The sequence below is a fragment of the Dyella mobilis genome, assembly GCF_016904945.1.
Taxonomy (GTDB): Bacteria; Pseudomonadota; Gammaproteobacteria; order Xanthomonadales; family Rhodanobacteraceae; genus Dyella_B; species Dyella_B mobilis.
The window spans coordinates 25,262-47,680 of record NZ_JADIKF010000028.1; the positions used below are offsets into that span (position 1 = coordinate 25,262).

Here is a 22,419-nt window from a genome sequence, read left to right on the forward strand (position 1 = left end):
TGCGGGTCACCAGGGCAGATCGTCGATGTCCACGTTGCCGCCGGTCAATACCAGCCCGACGCGACGGCCTGCGAATTGTTCGCGCCGCTTGAGCACGGCGGCAAACACGGTGGCGCTCGATACTTCCACTACCAGCTTGAGCGATTGCCACAACAAGCGCATCGCCTGGATGGATTCCTGGTCGGTGACGGTGATCACCTCCACGCGGTGCTCGCGCATCGCCTGGAAATTCGGCGCACCGATAAGAGTGCGCAGGCCGTCGCAGACCGTGTCCGGCGTGAAGGCTTCGACGCGCGCACCGCTGGCAAGGGATCGCGCGGTATCGTCGGCGCCGGCAGGCTCCGCTCCGTACATGGCTATGGACGGATTCACGCCATGGGCGGTGATCGAACATCCCGAGGAAAGACCGCCACCGCCGACCGGCGTGATGATCGCGTCCAGCCCTTCGCATTGCTGCAACAGCTCAAGCACCACAGTGCCCTGTCCCGCCATCACGCGCGCATCGGCATAGGGGTGAACGAGGTTGGCGCCGGTTGCCTGCTGCACCTCGGCCGCCTTGGCCTCGCGGGCCGCGGTGGTGGCGATGCAGCGATGCAAAATCGCACCGGCCCGTTCGATCGCTTCCAGCTTCGCCCGCACCGCGCCGTCAGGCACGATGACGTGCGCGGCGATGCCTCGCGTGGCCGCCGCCATGGCCAGCGCATTGCCGTGATTGCCGGACGAATGGGTCACCACGCCTCGCGCGGCCTCTTCATCCGACAGGGACCACACGGCATTGCAGGCGCCACGAAACTTGAAAGCGCCACCGCGTTGCAGGTTCTCGCATTTGAAGTGCAGCTGTGCGCCAACCATGGCGTCCAGCGCCGCGTTGCGCATGACGGGCGTTACGATTGCATGCGGCGCGATGCGTGCAGCGGCATCGCGGATCTGATCGAGACTCGGCAAAGGCGTGCTCATGGCAGCTCGATCTCCACGCCGCAGAGGAACTGTCTTTGCGCGCCCGGCTCCAGGCGAATCGCGTCGGCGCAGTCGGCGCGATTGAACGCATTGGACATGCTTTCCATCGGCTCCAACGCCACCGAGCGCCGTACGTCGCGCGTTACCGTGTCAGCCGTAAACACCAGCATGACGCCGTGTTCCTGCCAGACATTGAGCGCAAGACCGCTTGTTGGATTGCGCAGGTGCGTACGGATGCGTCCATCCGCATCCGCTACCAGGCCCGCGTAGGCGATATCGATGTGGGTGCTGCCGATGGGTTTTGCGTGACGAAAATCCAGCGTACTCGACGCTTCATCCAGCGCTTGATAGGCCTGCTCGCCCGGCAAGGGAATATTGCCCGGCGTCATGCGCACCACGTGCGTGGCCGGAACCTGCAACTCCCACGCATCCACCAGGCTGTCATCCACACGGAAGTACGGGTGCCAGCCAAAGAAGCACGGTGCCGCGACGTCGCCGACGTTGTGCATGCTCACGCGCAAGCTGAGACCCTTGGCATCGAGGGTGTAGGTGACGGCCAGATCGACGGCGTAGGGATATCCGGGATAGGCGCCCGGCCGCAGCACGTCGGTGACGAAGGTGATCTCCGCGGCATCCCCGGTTACGCGCCGGGTCGACACGTCGAAGTCCACGCCGCGCACAAAACCGTGCCGGCTGGCGCGCTGGTCCGCCGGCACGCCCGGCTGAAGATCCTGTTCGCGACCATCGAAGGTATAACGGGCATCGTCGATACGATTGGCGAAGGGCAGCATGATCGCCGAGCGCGAGCTTGGCCGGCTATCCAGCTCGGCCGCACCCCGATAGCCGTCCAGCAGCGACTGCACAGTGCCGTTCACCAGCTGCTCCAGCGCGATGACCGTGGCCCCGCGCCGGGCAATGTGCATGCTGCGCCCGCGCGCGGCGTCACGCAGCACAATCACCTCGTGCGAGCCCAACTGCTGCTTCTCGATGCTAAAAGCGGTCACGTGGTTGTCCTGGGGGGAAAGACCCGCATGTTAGCCTGATACGTCCCAGCCATTGCCGTCCCACTCATGACTCTTGCCAACGAAACAACCGCCGATCCCATCCGCCTGAGCGACTACCGCAAGCCAGCCTGGACAGTGGCCACGGTGGAACTGGACGTGGACCTTGGCATTGATGCCTCCGAGATCGCCGCGCGCCTCACGCTGCACCGGGATCCGGCCCAGGCATCGCCGTTGCGCCTGAATGGCGAAGGCTTGGAATTGCTGTCCATTTCGGTCGATGGCCAGCCGCTTGCCCCCGCGGACTATCGTTACGACGGCAGCACGCTGGAGATCGGCGCCGCGCGCGACGGCAGCGTGCTGGAAACGCGCGTGCGAGTCCGTCCCGCGGCCAATACCGCGCTGGAGGGTTTGTACCTGTCGGGGCCGCGCGAAACCGGATTCCTGTTGACTCAGTGCGAAGCCGAGGGGTTTCGGCACATCACCTTCTTCCCCGACCGCCCGGACGTGCTCGCCCGCTTCACCGTCACCTTGAAAGCCGACCGCGAGCGCTTTCCGGTGTTGCTGGCCGGAGGCAACCCTGCCGGCGCCGGCGAACTGCCCGACGGGCGCCACTGGGCGCGCTTCGTGGACCCTCACCCCAAACCCAGCTACCTGTTCGCCCTGGTCGCCGGCCGGCTGGAGAATATCGAGCGCGACTATGTAACGGGCGACGGGCGCAAGCTCAAGCTGGTGATCTGGTCGGAAGCCAACGTCATCGACCGCTGCCATTACGCGCTCGACGCACTCGAACGCTCGATGCGCTGGGATGAGCGCACCTACGGGCGCCATTACGATCTCGATGTTTTCCACGTCGTTGCCACCCACGACTTCAACATGGGCGCGATGGAGAACAAGGGGCTCAACATCTTCAACGCCAAATATCTGCTGGCCGATCCGGACAGCAGCACGGACGACGAATATCGCGCAGTGGAAGCCGTGGTGGCGCACGAATATTTCCACAACTGGACCGGCAACCGCGTGACCTGTCGCGACTGGTTCCAGTTGTCGCTCAAGGAAGGGCTGACGGTTTTTCGCGAACAGCAGTTTTCCGCCGAAATGAATTCACCCTCGCTCAAGCGCATCGAAGATGTTTCCTTGCTGCGCCGCGCGCAATTTCCGGAAGACGCAGGCCCGTTGGCGCATCCCGTGCGTCCGCAGGAATATCGCGAGATCAATAATTTCTACACGGCCACCGTCTACGAAAAGGGCTCCGAACTGGTGCGCATGCTCGCGGGCCGGCTGGGCACGAGCGGTTTCCGCCGCGGCATGGATCTGTACTTCGAACGCCACGACGGGCAGGCCGCGACGATCGAAGATTTCCTGTCCGCCCTGGGCGATGCGAACGATATCGATCTGACGACTTATCTTGCGTGGTACGCGCAATCGGGCACGCCGCGACTGCATGCCAAAGGTTTGTACGACGCACACAAGCGCGAATACACGCTCACACTGTCGCAGCAGACCCACGCCACGGCAGGACAACCGCACAAGCAGCCGCTGCCGATCCCGGTGAAGCTGTCGCTGTTCGGCTACGACGGCAAAGCGCTGCCGCTGCATCTGGACGGTCACGCTGCTGAGACGGAAAAAGTCGTGGTCGTCGACCAAGCCACGCAATCATTTGTGTTCCGCAACGTTGCTTCGGCGCCGGTGCCTTCGCTGCTACGCGGCTTCTCCGCACCGGTGGTGCTGGAATGCGATTACACCCCGGCCGAACTGGCCTTGCTGGTGACGCACGACATCGACGGATTCAATCGCTGGGAAGCGGGCCAGCAGTTGGCAACACTGGCTTTTGAGAATTTGCGCAGCACCGGCGACACGGCTGCATGCAGCGCATGGTGCGAAGCTCTGTCCGCGCTGTTTCACAACCCCGCGATCGACGATGCCCTGCTGGCCGATCTGATGACGCCGCCGGGTGAAATCGAATTTGCCGATCGCCAGAGCGAAGTGGATCCGGCCAAGATCCACGCACAACGGCAAGCACTGCAACATCGCCTGGCGCAACACCTCGGCGCAACCGCGCTGCTCGACCGCTACCAGGCACTGGCCGCTCACACCAGCCAGGCCTTGGATGCCGACAGCCAGGCGCGGCGGCGACTGAAGCGCCGGGTGTTGGAATTACTCGCGCTACTGGACGCGGATCAGGCCCACGCGCTGGCCGCTCATCAGTATCAAAACGCACCCGGCATGACCGATCGCCTTGCGGCGCTGGGCGTGCTGGTCCGCGATCGTGCTCCGCAGGCCGCCGCCGCGCTTGCCGATTTCCGCCAGCGCTACGCGGACAATCCGCTGGCCTTGGACAAGTGGTTCAGCGTGCAGGCGCAGATTCCGGGCGAACCGGCGCTGGCCACGGTCATGGCGCTGGAGAACGATGCGTCGTTCACCTTGAAGAATCCGAATCGCGCGCGTGCACTGCTCGGCGCGTTCGCCAGCACCAATCCCAGTGGTTTTCATCGGGTCGATGGGCAGGGCTACCGGCTGCTGGCCGAACGGCTGGCACAACTGGATGCGCTCAATCCGCAAATCGCCGCGCGCCTGGCCACGGCATTCAATGGATGGCAGCGCCTGGAGCCCATCCGTCGCGAGGCGGCACGTGCGGCGCTGAAAGAACTGGCTCAGCGCGAAGGGCTGTCACCCAATCTCAGCGAGATTGTCGCCAACGTGTTGCAACGCTGATCCCTATCACGCAAACGGCGGCCTCGTTGGAGGTCGCCGTTTGCGGGGCGGCAAGCGATGGGTCTGGTTCAAGCGGGAAGATGGTCCAGCTCGCTCAACAGATGACTCATGCGCGACTCCAGTCGCGGACGCAGATGTTGCTGCTGCGTAGCGTCGCGCTCAACCAGATGATCCATCGCCATTTCCAGGCGACCGATCTCAATCATCAGGTCATGCCGCAAGTACACCGGTGCGAATTCGTTACAGTTATCCATGACACGTCCCCGTCTTTGGCTTGCATCGGAATGCAGCAATAGGCGTGCCATCCTGTGATGTGTATCACACAATGTTTTCGCGCTAAATCACACTGTGACGCAGTACGTCAGCAGCTGCCGTTAACCGGCATAATTTTGCGTTTCAGTCACCCAATGTTCACGCGTACGGGGTGATGATCGCTCTCACGCAACGGGGGAGCGGCAAGGCCGCGCTGCCTACAGAATCTTAAGTTTCTGGCGCCCGGCAATACGGTCATCCTGGATTCCCCCTGTTCCTGAGACCGCCGGGCGCCAGATCTCTCTTGAATAAGATCGAGATCGCAGAAAAAACGACGGCGCCCCAAGGGGCGCCGTCTTGCTTCCTATCCCGGTACGCGAATGGACCCCTGTCGTCCTATCTCAGCGCGCGTGTCGCGCGGCATCTGCCCGTGAAAGTGCGAGTGAGAGGAAGCAGAAAACATGCCAGCTTTGTGTGAGGGATGCCCTACACCGCGGCTGGCGGTACTATAAGCCTTTGTCTATTCCGCATTTTTGGGTCGCCCCGATGCTTCACCCCAGCTCCTACGATGTGATCGTGATTGGTGGCGGCCATGCCGGCACCGAGGCCGCCCTGGCTGCGGCACGGTGCGGCGCGCGTACGCTGCTGCTAAGCCACAACATCGAAACGATCGGCCAGATGAGTTGCAACCCGGCCATAGGCGGTATCGGCAAAGGGCACCTGGTGAAGGAAATCGACGCCTTGGGTGGCGCAATGGCACAGGCTGCCGATCGCGCGGGCATCCAGTGGCGCACCCTGAATGCCTCCAAGGGCCCGGCGGTGCGCGCTACGCGCTGCCAGGCCGATCGCGCGTTGTACAAGGCTGCCATCCGACGGATCGTCGAAACCCAGCCCAATCTGGACCTGTTCCAGCAGGCCGTGGACGACCTGCTGATCGAAGACGGCCGCGTCACCGGGGTGGTGACGCAAATGGGCCTTTCCTTCCGCGCCAGGTCCATTGTGCTCACAGCGGGCACCTTCCTGGCGGGCAAGATCCACATCGGCCCGGCCCAATACGCCGGTGGCCGTGCCGGAGACCCGCCTGCCACGACCCTGGCCCAGCGCCTGCGCGAGCTGCCGGTGGCCGCCGACCGCCTGAAGACCGGCACCCCGCCGCGTATCGACCTGCGCAGCATCGACTTCGCCGGCCTGGATGAGCAACCGGGAGACAATCCCGCTCCGGTGTTCTCCTATCTCGGCTCGCGCGCCGAGCACCCGCGCCAGATCAGCTGCTGGATCACCCACACCAGCGAACGCACGCACGCGATCATTCGCGGCGCGCTGGACCGCTCCCCGCTCTATACCGGCCAGATCGAAGGAACCGGCCCGCGCTACTGCCCCTCGATCGAGGACAAAGTGGTGCGCTTCGCGGAAAAGGCGTCGCACCAGATATTCATCGAGCCGGAAGGGCTGGACAGCTTCGAGATCTATCCCAACGGCATCTCCACCTCCCTGCCCTTCGACGTGCAGCTGGACCTGGTGCACTCGATCAAGGGCTTCGAGAAGGCGCACATCACCCGCCCCGGCTACGCCATCGAATACGACTATTTCGACCCACGCGGTCTGCATCCGTGGCTGGAGACCAAGACCATTCCAGGTCTGTACTTTGCGGGCCAGATCAACGGCACGACCGGCTACGAAGAAGCCGCGGCGCAGGGCCTGATCGCCGGCCTCAATGCGGCACTGGCGGTACAGGGCAAAGCGCCGTGGTATCCGCGCCGCGATGAAGCCTATGTCGGCGTGCTGATCGACGACCTCACCAGCAACGGCACCATCGAGCCCTATCGCATGTTCACCTCGCGCGCCGAATATCGGCTGCACTTGCGCGAAGACAACGCCGATCTGCGCCTGACCGAAACCGGCCATCGCCTGGGCGTCGTTTCGCAACAGCGCTTCGACGCGCTGCGCACCAAGCGCGAGGCGGTCGAACGCGAGATACAGCGGCTGGGCACGTTGTGGGCGGCGCCGAACAATGCACTCGGCGCGGCGATCGAACGCCAGCTCGGCATCGCGGTAAGCCGTGAAACCAGCGCACTGGACCTGCTGCGCCGCCCCGAGCTGGATTACGCCAAGCTGACCACGGTGACCGAACTCGGCCCGTCGGTGGAAAGCGAAGACATTGCCGCCCAGGTTGAGGTGCAAACCAAATATGCCGGTTATCTGGAGCGCCAGCGCGATGAAATCGAGCGCCAGCGACGCCACGAAAGCACGGCGATTCCCGCCAGCTTCGATTACGACAAAGTACGCGGCTTGTCCGCCGAGGTACTCCTGAAGCTCAAGCGCAGCCTGCCGGCAACCATCGGCCAGGCAGCGCGCATCAGCGGCGTGACACCCGCGGCAATTTCCTTGTTGCTCGTGCACCTGAAGCGGCGCAACGCAGCGTGAGCGCCATCGGCCGCGCTTGCGTGGCATCATGCGCTCCTGCTTAGCGAGGAGCACGCAATGGAAGTCTGGATCGGTCGTCAGGGCGAACGCCACGGCCCCTATCAGGAAGAACAGATCAGGGAATGGCTGCGCAGCGGCCAGCTCAGCCGCGACGATCTGGGCTGGTACGACGGCCTGGCCGACTGGCAGCCGCTATCGGTGCTCTATCCGGACGAGTTCGCCAAACCTGCGTCGCCCTACGCGCCTCCTGAGCTGCCGCCACAGGTTTCCGCACCGTCCACGATGGTGAGCTACGCGGGCTTCTGGAAACGGGTGATCGCCTACCTGATCGATTGCCTGGTGCTTTATTTCCCGTTCTCGCTGCTTGAAATTCCCTTCGGCACCCGCGCCGCCGAAGACGCGCTGAGCGAGAAATTCAAAACCCTTTCGACATTCCACGAAATGATGATCGAGTACCGCCATTTCTACGTGGAACAGTGGCCCTACACCCTTACTACGCTGGTGCTCGGCTGGCTGTACTTTGCGGCGTGCGAAAGCTCTTCCTGGCAAGCCACGCTGGGCAAGCTGGCGGTCCGCATTCGCGTCACCGATCTGCACGGCTCGCGCATCAGTTTCGGACGCGCACTCGGACGCTACGGCGCCAAGCTGATCAGCGCCTTTCTCTTTTGCTTCGGCTTTCTGATGGTGGCTTTCACCCGGCGCAAGCAGGGTCTGCACGATTTCATGGCCGATACGCTGGTGGTCAACGGCCGCGCCAGCGAAGCTGCGCCTCGTACGAGCACATCGGCGTCTCACGACAAGACCTCCTTTGACGCATGAGCGATTCCACCTGAATCGACGGTGCCGGCATCTGCCCGGCGCCGTCTTTTTTATCGCGCAAGCCATCTTGTTATCATCATCAGCTTCTTCACCGCATGTCGGCGCCCGCGCCGGCGCAAGGAAATAGTGCTTCACCATGCTCAGCATTGAACAACGCATTGCCCAGGACATTGCCGCAAAACCGGAACAGGTCACCGCTGCGGTGGATTTGCTCGATGGCGGCGCCACCGTGCCCTTCATTGCCCGCTACCGCAAGGAAGCCACCGGCGGACTGGACGATACGCAGTTGCGCCTGCTCGAAGAACGCCTGCGCTATTTGCGCGAACTGGAAGAACGCCGCGATGCGATCCTCGCCAGCGTCACCGAGCAAGGCAAGCTTACCGATGCACTGAAGAACGACATCCTCGGCGCCGACACCAAGGCGCGCCTGGAAGATCTTTATCTCCCCTACAAGCCCAAGCGGCGCACCAAGGCACAGATCGCGCGCGAAGCCGGCCTGGAGCCGCTGGCGCTGAGCCTGCGCAGCGATCCGACGCAAACGCCGGAAACCTTGGCGGAGACGTTCGTCGATGCGGAAAAAGGCATCGCCGACACGCGTGCAGCATTGGATGGCGCCCGTGCGATCCTGATGGAAAGCATCGCCGAAGATGCGCAACTGGTCGGCGAACTGCGCGACTGGTTGTGGGACAAAGGACAGATCCGCGCCAAGGTGGTCGAAGGCAAGGAGCACGAAGGCGCGAAATTCCGCGACTACTTCGACCACGTGGAAGCGATCGGCAAGATTCCCTCGCATCGCCTGCTGGCCCTGATGCGCGCGCGCAACGAAGGCGTGATCGAGCTTGAACTGGCCCCCGCAGCCGAGGCCGAACAGGGCCACGCCGAAGGCGAAGGCCGCGTGGCCGCACACGCCGGCATCCTCGATCGCGGCCGCGCGGCGGATGCCTGGCTGCGCGAAACAGTGCGCCTGACCTGGCGCGTGAAGTTGCATCTGCATCTCACCCTGGATCTGTTCGGGCGCGTGCGCGAAGGCGCGGAAGACGAAGCCATCCGCGTGTTCGGCGACAACCTCAAGGACCTGATGCTGGCCGCACCGGCCGGTGCAAAGACGGTGATGGGCCTGGACCCGGGTATCCGCACCGGCGTGAAGGTCGCCGTGGTGGATGCCACCGGCAAGCTGCTGGCAACCGACACCATTTATCCGCACGAGCCGCGCAATCAATGGGACCAGTCGCTCGCGCGCCTCGCCGTGTTGAGCAAGCAGCATGGCGTGAACCTGATCGCCATCGGCAACGGCACCGCCTCGCGCGAAACCGACAAGCTCGCCGGCGAGATGATCAAGAAGCACGCCGACCTGAAGCTGTCCAAGATCGTGGTGAGCGAAGCCGGCGCATCGGTGTATTCGGCATCCGAAACCGCTGCCAAGGAATTCCCCGATGTGGATGTCAGCCTGCGCGGCGCGGTGTCCATCGCGCGCCGCCTGCAAGATCCGCTGGCGGAACTGGTAAAGATCGAGCCCAAGGCGATCGGCGTGGGCCAATATCAGCACGACGTCAACCAGGTGAAGCTGGCGCGCGCGCTGGATGCAAAGGTCGAAGACTGCGTGAATGCGGTCGGCGTCGACGTGAACACCGCTTCGGCCGCCTTGCTTTCGCGCGTGGCGGGGCTTACGCCCAGCGTGGCCGAAAATGTGGTGAAACATCGCGATGCGAACGGCCCGTTCCCCAATCGCAAGGCGCTGCTGAAAGTGCCTCGCCTGGGTGACAAGGCGTTCGAGCAATGCGCCGGCTTTTTGCGCATTTCCAGCGGCGACAATCCGCTGGATGCCAGTTCGGTGCATCCGGAAGCTTATCCGGTGGTCGAACGCATCATTGCGCAATGCGGGCGCGAAGTGAAAAGCATCATCGGCGACGCCGGCTTTTTGCGCGGCCTGAAGGCCGAGCAATACACCGATGAGCGATTCGGCGTACCTACCGTGCGCGACATCCTCAAGGAACTGGAAAAGCCCGGCCGCGATCCTCGTCCCGAGTTCGTCGCACCAAGCTTTGCCGAGGGCGTGGAGGACGTGAAAGACCTCAAGCCGGGCATGATTCTGGAAGGCCGCGTCACCAACGTGGCAGCCTTCGGCGCCTTCGTCGACATCGGCGTGCACCAGGACGGTCTGGTGCACGTGTCGGCGCTCTCGCACACCTTCGTGAAAGATCCTCGCGACGCGGTCAAGGCCGGCGACATCGTCAAGGTGAAGGTGATGGAGGTGGACATTCCTCGCCAGCGTATCGGCCTGTCCATGCGTCTGGATGACGAGCCGGGCCAGGCTCGCGGAGGAAAGCCCGGCGGCAACGATGCCCGCCCCGGTTCGCGCGATGGACGCGGATCGCGCGCCGGTTCGCCTGCGTCACCCAAGCCTGCACCGGCGCCCGCCAACAGTGCTTTTGCTGACGCGCTATCTCGAGCCCTGAAGCGCTAAGCCTCGAATCAACCGCGCAAGCGCTTGATTTATCATGTAAATCATAAAAGAGCGGCAGATCTGGCGCCGCTCTCGGGCGGCCATGGGCTGCCATTTGCTTGCAGCGCAGCATGCGCGGACGTATGGCATGCATTAACGTAACTGAACTATAACAAACGCAGGAGCACTACCCCATGCTGTACCCGCGCAAGATAGTAGGCGCCGTGGCGCTAGCCCTTGGCCTCGTAAGTGCCGCCCATGCCACCGGCAACCCGAAGTCCACGTTCGATGGCGTGATCACCTTTGGCGACAGCTTGAGCGACGCCGGTAATATTTCGTTGTCGACCGATCCCAGCATCCAGCCGCCGCTGGAATTCACCACCAATCCGGGCGCGGTGGCCGTGCAAAACGTCGCCAAAGGGCTCGGTTTTTCGTTGAGCGCCTCGTTGGCTGGCGGCTCCGATTACGCATGGGGCGGCGCGGGTGTGCTGAATAACGACCCAGGCACGCCAGCGGCATTGCCCACCATCACCGATCAGGTCACCGGTTATCTCGCAGCGGGACACGTCGATCCGCATGCGCTGTACACGATGTGGGGTGGTGCGAACGATATCTTCTATGCGGCCACCGCCGCGGGAGCTGCGGCAGTAGTGCCTCAGCTCGTGCAGCAGACGATTCAGGGTGAAGTCGCACAGGCCATCGCCAACAACATCATCCCGAACAACCCGACGGCGATTGCCGCCTTTACGGCGCAGATCACGCCGGCCGTGACGCAACAGGTCGAGGCCGCCGTGGCAGCGCAAGCTGGCGTGGCCAGCCTGGAAACCCAGACCCAGGCGGCCGCCAGTATCGCCGCCGCCGCCCAGCAGGAAGTAAAGCTGATTGGCGCGCTGCAGGGTGCCGGTGCCAGGAACATCCTGGTCTTCAACTTGCCCAATATCGGCATCACCCCAGACGCCACCGAGCAGGGTGCTGCGGCAGCATCCGCCTTGACCACGCTCGGCCTGATCTACAACGGCCAGCTCAACGCCGGCCTGGGCAAGCTTGGCGTCGGCATCATCCCGGTGAACACGTTCGCGCTGCTGAACCAGGTTGTCGCCAATCCGGGGCGCTACGGATTCACCAACGTGACCGTTCCTGCGTGCGGCGTAGGCTCCAGTTCGGTGCAGTGCGGCCCACAGGGTTCCGGTCTGCCGTACACCTATGCACCGGGCACGAACAATACTTATCTGTTCGCCGACGGCGTGCATCCGACCACCGCAGCGGATGTGATGTTGGGCCAGGTGGTGTTGTCCGAGCTGGCCGCCCCGCAGCAGATTTCCTTGCTGCAGGAAGCACCGCTCACCGCCATCACCACGCAGACATCGGTCGCCCGCACCCAGATGATGAGCGACAGCTTCGGCTCCCCGACGCGCGCCTTCGCCAGCATCAACTACGCGAACCAGGAGTTCGACCAGAAAGCCGGCGCACCGAAAACCACCAGCAATAACGTGGACCTGACTGTCGGCGTCGACGTACACGCCAGCGACTACATTTCGGCGGGCGCGTCCCTGGGTATCGGCGAGCACTATGCCGACGTCAGCGGCGGCGGCGGTTACGACCTGCAAGCGCTCACCGGCCTGGGTTACCTCACCTGGCACGATGCGGGCGCCTACGCCGGCATCTACACCGATTTCGGCCAGGCCAGCTATACGAACGTCAATCGCGTCTTCATGGTCGGCGCCGCTCGTACCAACGAAGCCGGCAAGACCGACGGCTCCTACTACGGCATGGGCCTGCATGGCGGCTACTGGTTCGACGTGGGCAGCCTCAAGACCGGTCCGTTCGCCAACTTCGAGTACCAGAGCGTTCGCATCGACGGTTACAGCGAAAGCGGCAACGATGCCACGGCCATGTGGTTCGGCCGCCAGGAACGCAACGCACTCGTCAGCACGCTCGGCTGGCAGCTGCAGGGGCACTGGCAGTACGACAGCATGGATCTTGCGCCGTATGTCCAACTGGGCTGGAACCACGACAGCCGTGCCAGCACGGACATGGTCACGGCCGGCCTCAACAGCATGAACGGCAGCTTCCAAATGGCAGGCTTTACGCCTGACAAGAACTGGGGTTCGGCCAATCTCGGCCTGATGGCGCAGTTCACCCAGAATGTGTCGGGCTGGGTTGCCTATAACGGCCACATCGGCGACAAGAGCCAGCACTACAACGGCGTCAATCTGGGACTGAAGTTCGGTTTCTAAGCCGGCATCGCAGGTATGAAAAAAGCCGTCCGCTATGCGGACGGCTTTTTTTGACTCCACATCTTGCTACGGAGACCTTATTTGCCCTTGCCGTTGGTAGCGAGATTGAGGATCTCCTTCGACTGCTGCTGCAGGCTTGCAGCGTCGCTGTCGCTCAGCGTATCGGTATTGCCGCCAGCCTCGTGGGTCTTCAGCACCAGCGAGCCATCATCGCCCCAACCGGCCGTATCCGTAGACGTGGCCTTGGCGCCCTGATTGGCTTTCTTCTGCTGCTGGACCACCCAGGGCTTGCCGTCTTTGTAGGCGTAATCGGTGCTGGTGAAACCCTTGTCGCCGTAATCGACCAGCTCACGGATGAACTTCACTTCGGTGCCGTCACGGAACACCTGCCAGGCACGCGAGGCGTTCGGCTCGAGCTTGGTGCCGGAGGTGCGCTTCATCCCGCCAATCTGCTTCTGCAGGCCCTGGAAAGCTGCCAGCATCTTTTCGCCTGGAGTCTGTTCGGGCGCCAGTTCGATGGTGACGTTGGCGACCGGATTGCCCTTGGTCAGCACGGGCGCCTGGATCGGCATGCTGTAATGGCGCTCGCCATCGGTCAACTCAACCTGCACGATATAAAGATCGTTCGGCGCGACGTTGGCCGGGCTGAAGTCCAGTTCGAACTTCAAGGGGAACGTGGTGGCCGGAGCGATTGTCTTGGTCGCCAGCGGCGCGGAGCCCTGCGCAGTGACGTCGACCAGATTGATCACCAGCTTATCCTGATTGGACGGCGTGATGCCGCCACGAAGGGTAATGGTGCCGGTAACGGTATTGGCGGCTGCAGCCGGTGTGGCGGCACTCTGGTCTTCCGTGCCAGCCGACGACGGCGACGACGAATTGGAAGAACTATTGCAGCCGGCCAGTGCAACCGCTGCCACTGTCATCAGCGACCAAACAACGCTGCGCATGGGATTGAAACCTCAGGTGTGGATCGAAATCGGACGAAATGTTTGCCAATTCACGCGGAGCAAACATTCGCGGGGGAGCCTCAGAGAATAGCCCAATCCCAGCCTGTGGAAAAGTCAACTCGAGCGGCCAACCATTCGCATGCGTATGTAATTATTGAGGTTAGTTACCGACCCGCCTGGTTCCTGGGTGATGCAGCGACGGGGCACTCCCTGACATGACGTCAGAAATGCCCTTCGAACCTCATCAGCAACACCTCCTTGAGCACCCCCTCCGTTTAAAAGACCCTATATTCCGCGCGCTGGCACCTGGAATGGCACGGTTGGCGCGATCCGGCAGCCAGCCTTGCCGATAACTCGCGTAAAGAATCGCCCGGTCCTCCGCAGTTTCTTGCCCCAGCCACCCCCTGACGTGTCAACCCAACCAAACCTGACGCGTTTATGCGGTCGAGAGCAGGTTGTGGCGCCGCTTTTCGTAATAAATTGCGAATTAGTTCAGATAATCGCTCAAACAACTTCGCTCTAACACTAGCTACACAGGTACGTGCAAGGCACACCAGTAAGAATCTGCCGGCAGGCGCCCTCTGTTTACTGTGGAAATTTGCGATGAATCTGCCACTCAATACCCGTCTCGAATCCGCCTCGACGTTTGCCGATCGCATCAAGGTGCTGATCCAGCGCGTTGGCAGTGTCACGGAAATCGCACGTATGTGCGGGTTTTCCGAAGGCGTCGTAAGAAGCTGGCGCGACGGCAACACCGATCCGTCCCGGGCGCGCTGCGTAACGCTGGCGCGTACCTTGGGCATTTCCCTGGTCTGGCTGGTCGCCGGCGAAGGCGCCATGCAGATGGATCCGGCAGCCCTGATGTCCGACGACAGCATCAGCACCGAAACCGTGGCTCCGCAACGCCCCCGCGCCAAGCTGCGACTGACCGCTGATGCCCTGGATAACAGCCTGGGCATGGATGCGCAGCGACTCAACACGGCGCTGCACATCCTGCAGTCCGAGCTGGATCTGGCCAGCAGCAGCCTCACGCTGGCCGAGAATTCGGACATGTTGGCCGAGCTTTACGACATCCTCGGCCCGGGCGGCAACGACGTCGATGCTTCGGCCATGGTTGCGTTCAATCACCGGCTTGCCGAACGCCTCAAGAGCAATCGGGCTGCCGCGCAAGCAACGGCCTGAGCCGCGCCCCAGGCGCGCTTCGAAAAACGGCGGCTCCGGTCGCCGTTTTTTTAAGCCTGAAAAGCCTGGCGCTCAAGGACGACCGTCATCGCCAGGCCCCGCTGTCGGCCCCATCAGCGCAAACCCGCCCTGCGCATTGCACAGAGAGGGTCTTGCTCGGTGCGATTACAGGCGCGCGATATCGGCAATGGCCGTGAACTGCGCTTTCAGGCGCCCCAGCAACGCGAGCCGATTGGCGCGCACGGCGGGGTTTTCGGCATTCACCAGCACGTTGTCGAAGAACGCATCGACCGGCGTCTGCAATTGAGCAAGACGCGTCAGTACCGCCGCATAGTCGCGACGCTGCAGTGCGCCCACGTTGTCCGCCTGCGCCGCTTCCAGCGCCTGCGCGAGGGCACGCTCTGCATCGGCTTCAAAGTGTGCCGGATCGACGTGACCGCCGATGCTCTGCATGCCGTGCTCTTCCTGCTGCTTGCGCAGGATATTGGCTACGCGCTTGTTGGCGCCGGCCAGGCTTGCCGCCTCGGGGCGCCGGCCGAATTCGAGCACGGCGCGCAAGCGATGATCGAAATCGACCAGGCTGATCGGCGCTACGGCCAACACGGCTTCGAATTGCTCCGTGGTGAAACCGCGCTCGGCGTAATAGCCGCGCAGGCGATCCAGCATGAAGTCATTGAGTTCCGACACCAATGCGGCGCGGCGCTCGCCCGCGTCGAACGCAGGTGCCTTGCCGTCTTTGCCGGGCTTGATGCCGGCGGCCAGGGCCGCCTCGGGCAATAGCTCCAGTGCTTCGGCAAACAGTGCCTTGTGATCCAGATCCAGCCCGCCCTCGATCAGGGTTCGCGCCAGACCCAGGGCCGCACGACGCAGCGCAAAGGGGTCCTTGTTGCCACTGGGCTTCAGGCCGACGGCAAAAATGCCGGCGAGCGTATCGACACGTTCGGCAACGGCGAGCACTTGCCCCACTTTGCCGGCCGCAATGGTGTCGCCGGCAAAGCGTGGCTGGTAAACACTGTCGAGCGCATCGGCCACTTCGGCCGGCTCGTTGTCGTGCCGGGCGTAGTAGCGCCCCATCACACCCTGCAATTCCGGAAACTCGCCCACCATGCGGGTAAGCAGATCGCACTTGGCCAGGCTTGCGGCGCGCGTGGCCTGACCGGCATCGACGTCCACGCGATTGGCAGTGATGCGCGCCAGTTCCGCGACGCGAACGCTCTTGTCCCACAGGCTGCCAAGCGCCTGCTGATAGGTGACGTTCTTGAGCGCCTCCTGATAACCGGCGAGCGGCGTTTTCAGGTCTTCATCCCAGAAGAATTTCGCGTCGGCGAAGCGCGGGCGAATCACGCGCTCATAGCCTTTGCGGATCTCGCCGGGCTGCTTGCTTTCGATATTGGCAATGCCGATGAAGTGTTCGGTCAAGGCACCTTGCGCATCGAACACGGGCACAAATTTCTGGTTGGCCTCCATCGTGGTCACCAGGGCTTCCGGCGGCACGCCCAGAAACTCCCGATCGAAGGTACAGGCGATGGCGACCGGCCACTCGGTAAGGTTCGCGATTTCATCCAGCAGCGCATCGTCCAGGCGCGGCGTACCGCCAGTCTGCTTGGCCGCGCGCGCCACTTCGTCACGGATGCGTTGGCGACGCTCTGCCGGATCGGCCAACACCTTGGCCATACGCATGGCATCGGGCCAGCTGTCGGCATCGGCCACGTGCACCGGTTGCGGATGCATGAAGCGATGGCCGCGCGATTGACGGCCGCTTCGCAGGCCAAGCACGTTGCCGTCCACGATGTCCGAACCGTGCAGGATCACCAGCCAATGTACGGGGCGCACGAAGCTGTAATCGTGATCGGCCCAGCGCATCGGCTTGGGAATGGGCAGCCCCTTGAGGGCTTCGTCGACGATCTCCGGCAACAGCGCCGCCACGGCCTGGCCGGGCTTCACCGCACGGAAGACAAACCAAGCGCCTTTGTCGGTTTCCAGCTTTTCCAATTGCTCGACGCCGACGCCGCAGGATTGCGCAAACCCCAGCAAGGCCTTGCCGGGGTTGCCATCGGCATCCATCGCGGCATTCACGGCGGGGCCGCGACGCTCCAGCGATTGCTCCGGCTGCGCCGTCGCCACCTGCGGGATGTGGACGGCCAAACGCCGCGGTGTGACGTACAGCTTGGCCTGTTCCAGCGATGCTGCGATACCGCGCTTGCTCAACCCTTCGCAGATGCCTCGCTGGAACGATGCGCCGAGTTCGTCGAGCGCCTTCGGCGGCAGCTCTTCGGTGCCCAGTTCGATCAGCAGTGACTTGGCGGCGCTCATGCGGCCTGCTCCTTTTTCTGATGCTTGAGGCCGGGGAAGCCGAGTTTTTCACGCTGCGCCACGTAGGTCTCCGCCACGCTGCGGGAGAGTGCGCGCACGCGCAGGATGTACCGCTGGCGTTCGGTCACGCTGATCGCGCGCCGGGCGTCCAGCAGGTTGAAGGTGTGGCTGGCCTTCATCACCTGCTCGTAAGCCGGGAGCGGCAATCCCGCCGCAATCAGCTTGTTGGCTTCGCCTTCGCAGACGTCGAACCAGCGCAGCAGCTCGGCGACATTGGCGTATTCGAAGTTGTAGGTGCTCTGTTCCACTTCGTTCTGGTGGAACACGTCGCCGTAGGTCACCACGCCATGGGGAGCGTGGGTCCAGACAATGTCGTAAATCGAATCGACATTCTGCAAGTACATCACCAGTCGCTCGAGGCCGTAGGTGATCTCACCCGTCACCGGGCGACACTCCAGGCCGCCGGCCTGCTGGAAGTAGGTGAACTGGGTGACTTCCATGCCGTTGAGCCAGACCTCCCAGCCCAACCCCCAGGCGCCGAGGGTTGGCGACTCCCAGTTATCTTCGACGAAGCGCAGATCGTGTATCTGCGGATCGATGCCCAGTTCCTTCAACGAGCCGATGTACAGCTCCAGGATGTTGTCCGGATTGGGTTTCAGCACCACCTGATATTGGTAGTAATGCTGCAGGCGGTTGGGATTTTCGCCATACCGGCCATCGGTGGGCCGGCGGCAGGGCTGCACATAGGCCGCCGCCCAAGGCTCCGGACCCAGCGCACGCAGGAACGTGGCGGGGTGGAAAGTACCTGCGCCCACCTCGGTATCGAGCGACTGAAGCAGCACGCAGCCCTGCTTCGCCCAATAGCGGTTGAGGGTCTGGATCACATCCTGGAAGGTAGGTGCGGACATTGCTTTCCTAACCTAAGTGTAAAGCGCGCTAGTATAGCCGCAGCGCATCATTTCGCTGTTTTTTACCTGCAATCGAAGCCCATTCGGGGGGCCAGGCAGATGGCTGCTACTCAACAAATCGCCTCCATGCTCGGCCGCCGCGGCCGTCTGGCTCTGGATGACGTGCTAGCCGCCCTGGTGGTCGATGGCTATGTAGCGGCCGAGGACGCCAAGCAGTTGCGCCTGGGCCACCATGCAGGACGCAGTGCGATCGAGCTCAACCCGCTGGTGGTGATCGCCAACGCCAAACTCACCAATCAGCGCGATCCCGGGCGGCCGCTCAGCCTGGAAGGGCTGACCGAATGGCTGGCAGGCCAGGCAGGGCTGCCATACCTGAAAATCGATCCGATGAAGATCAACGTGGCGGCCGTCACGCAGGTGGTCAGCCATGCCTATGCACAACGCCATCGCATCCTGCCGGTGGCGGCAAGCACCGGCGAGGTAACGTTCGCATCGGCTGAACCCTTCGATCATGCATGGGCCAAGGATCTGTCCCAGATGCTGCGGCGCGATGTGCATCGCGTGGTTTCCAGCCCGATCGACATCAATCGATACCTGCAGGAGTTCTACGGCGTCCAGCGCTCGATCCAGTTGGCGAAAGATGCCAAGAACCAGATGGGCGGCTACGAATCCGGGGCACTGCTCAATTTCGAACAATTGCTGGAACTGGGCAAGGCCGGCGAGGTGGGCGCCGATGACCGGCACGTCGTGCACATCGTCGATTGGCTGCTGCAGTATGCCTTTGAGCAGCGCGCGTCGGATATCCACCTGGAACCGCGCCGCGAAGCCGGTTTGATGCGCTTTCGCATCGACGGCGTGATGCACAAGGTCTTCGAACTGCCGCCGCCGGTGATGACGGCGGTCACCTCTCGCATCAAGATTCTTTCGCGCATGGACGTGGCCGAAAAACGCCGCCCGCAGGATGGCCGCATCAAGACGCGCGCCACCTCCGGTCGCGAAGTCGAATTGCGTATTTCCAGCATGCCTACCGCTTTCGGCGAGAAGGTGGTCATGCGTATTTTCGACCCGGACATCGTCGCCAAGGATTTTTCCCAGCTGGGCTTTTCGTCGTCCGAAGATGCCTTGTGGCGCAGCATGGTGGAGCGTCCGCATGGCATCGTGCTGGTCACCGGCCCCACCGGCTCGGGCAAGACCACCACGCTGTACTCCACGCTGAAACACCTGGCCACGCCGGAGATCAACGTGTGCACGGTGGAAGATCCCATCGAAATGGTGTCGCCGGAATTCAACCAGATGCAGGTGCAACCGGCGATCGACCTGGATTTCGCCACCGGCGTACGAACGCTGATGCGCCAGGACCCGGACATCATCATGGTCGGCGAAATCCGTGATCTGGAAACCGCCCAGATGGCCGTGCAAGCATCGCTGACCGGGCACTTGGTGCTGTCGACGCTGCACACCAACGACGCACCCAGTGCCGTGACGCGCCTCCTCGATCTGGGCGTACCGCACTACCTGATTCAATCGACCGTTACGGGGATCGTCGCGCAACGCCTCGTACGCACCTTGTGCCCTCACTGCAAAGCTCAGACGCAGCAGGACCCGCACGAATGGACCGTGCTGACCCACGGCTGGTCGATGCCGGTTCCCGAGCAGGTATTCAAGCCAGTGGGCTGTCTGGAGTGCCGCAACACTGGCTTCCTCGGGCGCACCGGCATCTACGAAATGATGCCGCTGACGCCACGGTTGCGCGGGATCATCAGCGCACAGTTGGATCTGATCCGGTTCGGTCAGGCTGCGTTGACCGAAGGTATGCGTCCATTACGCATCTCGGCAGCGGAGCAGGTCCAGCGCGGGCTTACGACGGTGCAGGAAGTGCTGACGGTATTGCCTCCGCTCGAGCACGCTGAAGATTCCTCCCCCGAATGACGAGTTCGCTCTCTGTGTACGCCGCTCCATGAAACCAGTTCTGATCATCCGTACCGGCCAAGCGCCCGACAATATCCGTGCCCGCCACGGCGACTTTCCGCACTGGTTTCGACTGGCGGCGCAACTTGAGCCGCAGCAAATGCAGGTGGTCCACGTAGCGGCTGGCGAGGCATTGCCGCCGGTGAAGGACGTGGCTGGCGCGCTGATTACCGGTTCGGCAGCGATGGTGACCGATCGCGCGCCCTGGAGCGAAGACACGGCAGGATGGATCCGCAACGCGATGGACGTCGACCTGCCCTTGCTGGGCGTTTGCTACGGACACCAACTGATGTCGCACGCGCTGGGTGGGCGCGTCGACTACTTGCTGGGCGGCCGCGAAATCGGCACGTTGCCGATCGACCTGCTGCCAGGCGCCGAGCAAGATCCATTGACCGCGAACGTCACCACCGGATTCCGCGCACACACCACGCACGAGCAGAGCGTGATGGAAGTTCCGAAGGGCACGACGGTGCTGGCCCGATCGGAGCGCGACCCGCATCACCTATTGCGCTACGGCCGCAATGCCGTGAGCACGCAGTTCCATCCGGAATTCAATGCCGACGTGATGCGCGCATACATTCAACGCAAGCATCACGACATGCGCAAAGAAGGCTTTGATCCTTGTCGCGTATACCAACAGGTCGCTGCGACCCCGATTGCGCGCCGACTGCTGAAGATGTTTTCGAGGCACCACGGCCTGCACGGCGGGGCACGTTGAACGAGCGTTAGCGACCGCGCGGCGGCATCGGGAATGGCGTGACTTTCTGACCGTCCGCCGCATCGCGGATCGCCAGCGCACCCTTGCGCTCCACTTCTTCGATGCGCACGACAGCCTGCATGGGCAGGTGCAAGACGCGGGTATCTTTGAACTCTTCGCGAAGACGCTCTTCAGTGGGATCGACCACGAGTCCGTCTCCGGCAGGCTCGAACACCAGTTCGCCGACCTCGGTAAACCCCCACAATCCGCTGGAAGCGACGTGCTGCGCATAAAGCTCGTAGCACTTGCCCAGGTGAAGAAAGGTCACTTTGTAGAGTTTCTTGTTGCGCATGAGCGTATTTTACCGCCGCATGCGGCGCATGATGGCGCCCCGGGAAGTAAGCGCAAATATCGCCCCAAACAGGAACCCGGCGACGTGAGTCCACCAGGCGTAGCCGCCGTAGCTAGGACCTACGTAACTGAAAAGCAATTGCAGCAGGGCCCAGATGCCGATCAGCAAAAACGCCGGCACACGCACGAATTCCAGATAGAAACCCAGCGGCAATACCAAGCCCAGGCGCGCGCGCGGAAACAGCGATACATACGATCCCAACACGGCCGAAACCGCACCGCTGCAACCGATGATGGGCCTCACCACGCCGGCCAGTGAAATGGCGCCGGCAAGATTGGCGACCACTCCGCCCAGCAAAAAAAGCACTAGAAAGCGGACGGAACCCAGTGCGCGCTCAGCCGGGATGCCAAAAATCATCAAGAAGAGAAGATTGCTCAGCAGATGCAGCCACGCCACGTGGATAAACAGCGCGGTGACCAGGCGCAATAGCGCCGGATCGCGCAACTGCTGCCAAAGCGGCCGATGCGCATCAAAGATATTGGCCGGAACCGTGCCCCATTCCAGCAAAAAGGTAATGCGGCGCGGTGGCGGCATCAGAGCCAACGCCACAAACGTCACGACGCAGATGAAAACCAACAACATGGCCGCCCAATGCACACGCGGCCTGCGTCGGGTTTCGACATTGACGAACACAGCGCTCCTCCTTGGCAACCGCGTCAGACGGGCTGATCAGACGAACATGATAGGCGATCGTCTATGTTGGTTCTGGCTTTTCGTCGATATTTTCGTCGATGCGCGTGCCAAGCAGCACGGGCCGCAAAGCAAAACGCCTTCCCGGTTGGGAAGGCGTTTTTAGGATAAAGCCCCTGGCGGTGACCTGTTGCGGGGTGCGCCGAGGCGCACGAGCCGCAACAAGCCCAAGCATAAGCACAAAGAAAAAACCCTCACCAAACGGTGAGGGTTTTTAGGATAAAGCCCCTGGCGGTGACCTGTTGCGGGTGCGCCCAGGCGCACGAGCCGCAACAAGCCCAAGCACAAAGAAAAAACCCTCACCAGGCGGTGAGGGTTTTTAGGATGAAGCCCCTGGCGGTGACCTGTTGCGGGTGCGCCCAGGCGCACGAGCCGCAACAAGCCCAAGCACAAAGAAAAAACCCTCACCAGACGGTGAGGGTTTTTAGGATGAAGCCCCTGGCGGTGACCTACT

16 protein-coding genes are annotated in these 22,419 nt (G+C 62.7%); 8 read left to right on the forward strand and 8 right to left on the reverse strand.

Features of this window, described 5'->3' with window-relative positions; genetic code table 11:
• Positions 1-6 precede the first annotated feature (6 nt).
• Both ISS99_RS00560 and ISS99_RS00565 read right to left on the reverse strand, forming a co-directional pair.
• A complete protein-coding gene (locus tag ISS99_RS00560; RefSeq protein ID WP_204629617.1) occupies positions 7-957 on the reverse strand; it encodes a pyridoxal-phosphate dependent enzyme in 951 nt (316 codons plus the stop codon).
• Complete coding sequence (locus ISS99_RS00565) at positions 954-1,961, reverse strand: aldose 1-epimerase (protein ID WP_204629618.1); 1,008 nt, start codon at positions 1,959-1,961, stop codon at positions 954-956. The genes ISS99_RS00560 and ISS99_RS00565 overlap by 4 nt, the downstream gene beginning before the upstream one ends.
• Before the next feature lie 66 nt (positions 1,962-2,027).
• Between ISS99_RS00565 and pepN the strand changes: the two genes are divergently transcribed.
• A complete protein-coding gene (gene pepN / locus ISS99_RS00570; RefSeq protein WP_204629619.1) occupies positions 2,028-4,673 on the forward strand; it encodes an aminopeptidase N in 2,646 nt (881 codons plus the stop codon).
• 68 nt (positions 4,674-4,741) lie between these two features.
• Here the strand turns inward: pepN and ISS99_RS00575 are convergent, their stop codons facing one another.
• Entirely contained in the window at positions 4,742-4,927 is a 186-nt protein-coding gene (locus ISS99_RS00575; RefSeq protein WP_204629620.1) for a hypothetical protein, read from the reverse strand.
• Between the two features lie 544 nt (positions 4,928-5,471).
• On the opposite strand from ISS99_RS00575, the gene mnmG reads away from it, so the two are divergent.
• From mnmG to ISS99_RS00595, 4 genes are all read left to right on the forward strand, one after another.
• Entirely contained in the window at positions 5,472-7,349 is a 1,878-nt protein-coding gene (mnmG, locus tag ISS99_RS00580; protein ID WP_204629621.1) for a tRNA uridine-5-carboxymethylaminomethyl(34) synthesis enzyme MnmG, read from the forward strand.
• Positions 7,350-7,406: 57 nt separating this feature from the next.
• Positions 7,407-8,168 (forward strand): RDD family protein, encoded by a 762-nt coding sequence (locus tag ISS99_RS00585; RefSeq protein ID WP_204629622.1) that lies wholly within the window; start codon positions 7,407-7,409, stop codon positions 8,166-8,168.
• Positions 8,169-8,304: 136 nt separating this feature from the next.
• On the forward strand, positions 8,305-10,632 hold the full coding sequence (locus ISS99_RS00590) for a Tex family protein (RefSeq protein ID WP_204629623.1): 2,328 nt from the start codon (positions 8,305-8,307) through the stop codon (positions 10,630-10,632).
• A gap of 173 nt (positions 10,633-10,805) precedes the next feature.
• The gene (locus tag ISS99_RS00595; RefSeq protein WP_204629624.1) at positions 10,806-12,848 is read left to right on the forward strand and encodes an autotransporter outer membrane beta-barrel domain-containing protein; all 2,043 of its coding nucleotides are present in this window, start codon (positions 10,806-10,808) and stop codon (positions 12,846-12,848) included.
• Positions 12,849-12,925: 77 nt separating this feature from the next.
• Here the strand turns inward: ISS99_RS00595 and ISS99_RS00600 are convergent, their stop codons facing one another.
• Complete coding sequence (locus ISS99_RS00600; RefSeq protein WP_204629625.1) at positions 12,926-13,795, reverse strand: YbaY family lipoprotein; 870 nt, start codon at positions 13,793-13,795, stop codon at positions 12,926-12,928.
• A gap of 603 nt (positions 13,796-14,398) precedes the next feature.
• On the opposite strand from ISS99_RS00600, the gene ISS99_RS00605 reads away from it, so the two are divergent.
• Positions 14,399-14,977 carry a helix-turn-helix domain-containing protein gene (locus tag ISS99_RS00605; RefSeq protein ID WP_204629626.1) on the forward strand — a complete coding sequence of 193 codons (579 nt, stop codon included), beginning with the start codon at positions 14,399-14,401 and terminating at the stop codon, positions 14,975-14,977.
• 165 nt (positions 14,978-15,142) lie between these two features.
• Here ISS99_RS00605 and glyS read toward each other — a convergent pair whose 3' ends face one another.
• Both glyS and glyQ read right to left on the reverse strand, forming a co-directional pair.
• Positions 15,143-17,290: a glycine--tRNA ligase subunit beta gene (glyS, locus tag ISS99_RS00610; RefSeq protein WP_204629627.1), complete on the reverse strand. Its 2,148-nt coding sequence runs from the start codon at positions 17,288-17,290 to the stop codon at positions 15,143-15,145.
• A complete protein-coding gene (gene glyQ / locus ISS99_RS00615) occupies positions 17,287-18,198 on the reverse strand; it encodes a glycine--tRNA ligase subunit alpha (protein WP_204629628.1) in 912 nt (303 codons plus the stop codon). The genes glyS and glyQ overlap by 4 nt, the downstream gene beginning before the upstream one ends.
• A gap of 99 nt (positions 18,199-18,297) precedes the next feature.
• Between glyQ and tfpB the strand changes: the two genes are divergently transcribed.
• The gene (tfpB, locus tag ISS99_RS00620; RefSeq protein WP_204629629.1) at positions 18,298-20,127 is read left to right on the forward strand and encodes a type IV pilus assembly ATPase TfpB; all 1,830 of its coding nucleotides are present in this window, start codon (positions 18,298-18,300) and stop codon (positions 20,125-20,127) included.
• A 28-nt stretch (positions 20,128-20,155) separates the two neighbouring features.
• A complete protein-coding gene (locus tag ISS99_RS00625; protein WP_204629630.1) occupies positions 20,156-20,884 on the forward strand; it encodes a glutamine amidotransferase in 729 nt (242 codons plus the stop codon).
• Positions 20,885-20,891: 7 nt separating this feature from the next.
• Here the strand turns inward: ISS99_RS00625 and ISS99_RS00630 are convergent, their stop codons facing one another.
• Together ISS99_RS00630 and ISS99_RS00635 are read right to left on the reverse strand one after the other, a co-directional pair.
• Entirely contained in the window at positions 20,892-21,215 is a 324-nt protein-coding gene (locus ISS99_RS00630) for a DUF1820 family protein (protein WP_204629631.1), read from the reverse strand.
• 9 nt (positions 21,216-21,224) lie between these two features.
• Positions 21,225-21,908 (reverse strand): rhomboid family intramembrane serine protease, encoded by a 684-nt coding sequence (locus ISS99_RS00635; RefSeq protein ID WP_284343868.1) that lies wholly within the window; start codon positions 21,906-21,908, stop codon positions 21,225-21,227.
• Positions 21,909-22,419: the final 511 nt, after the last annotated feature.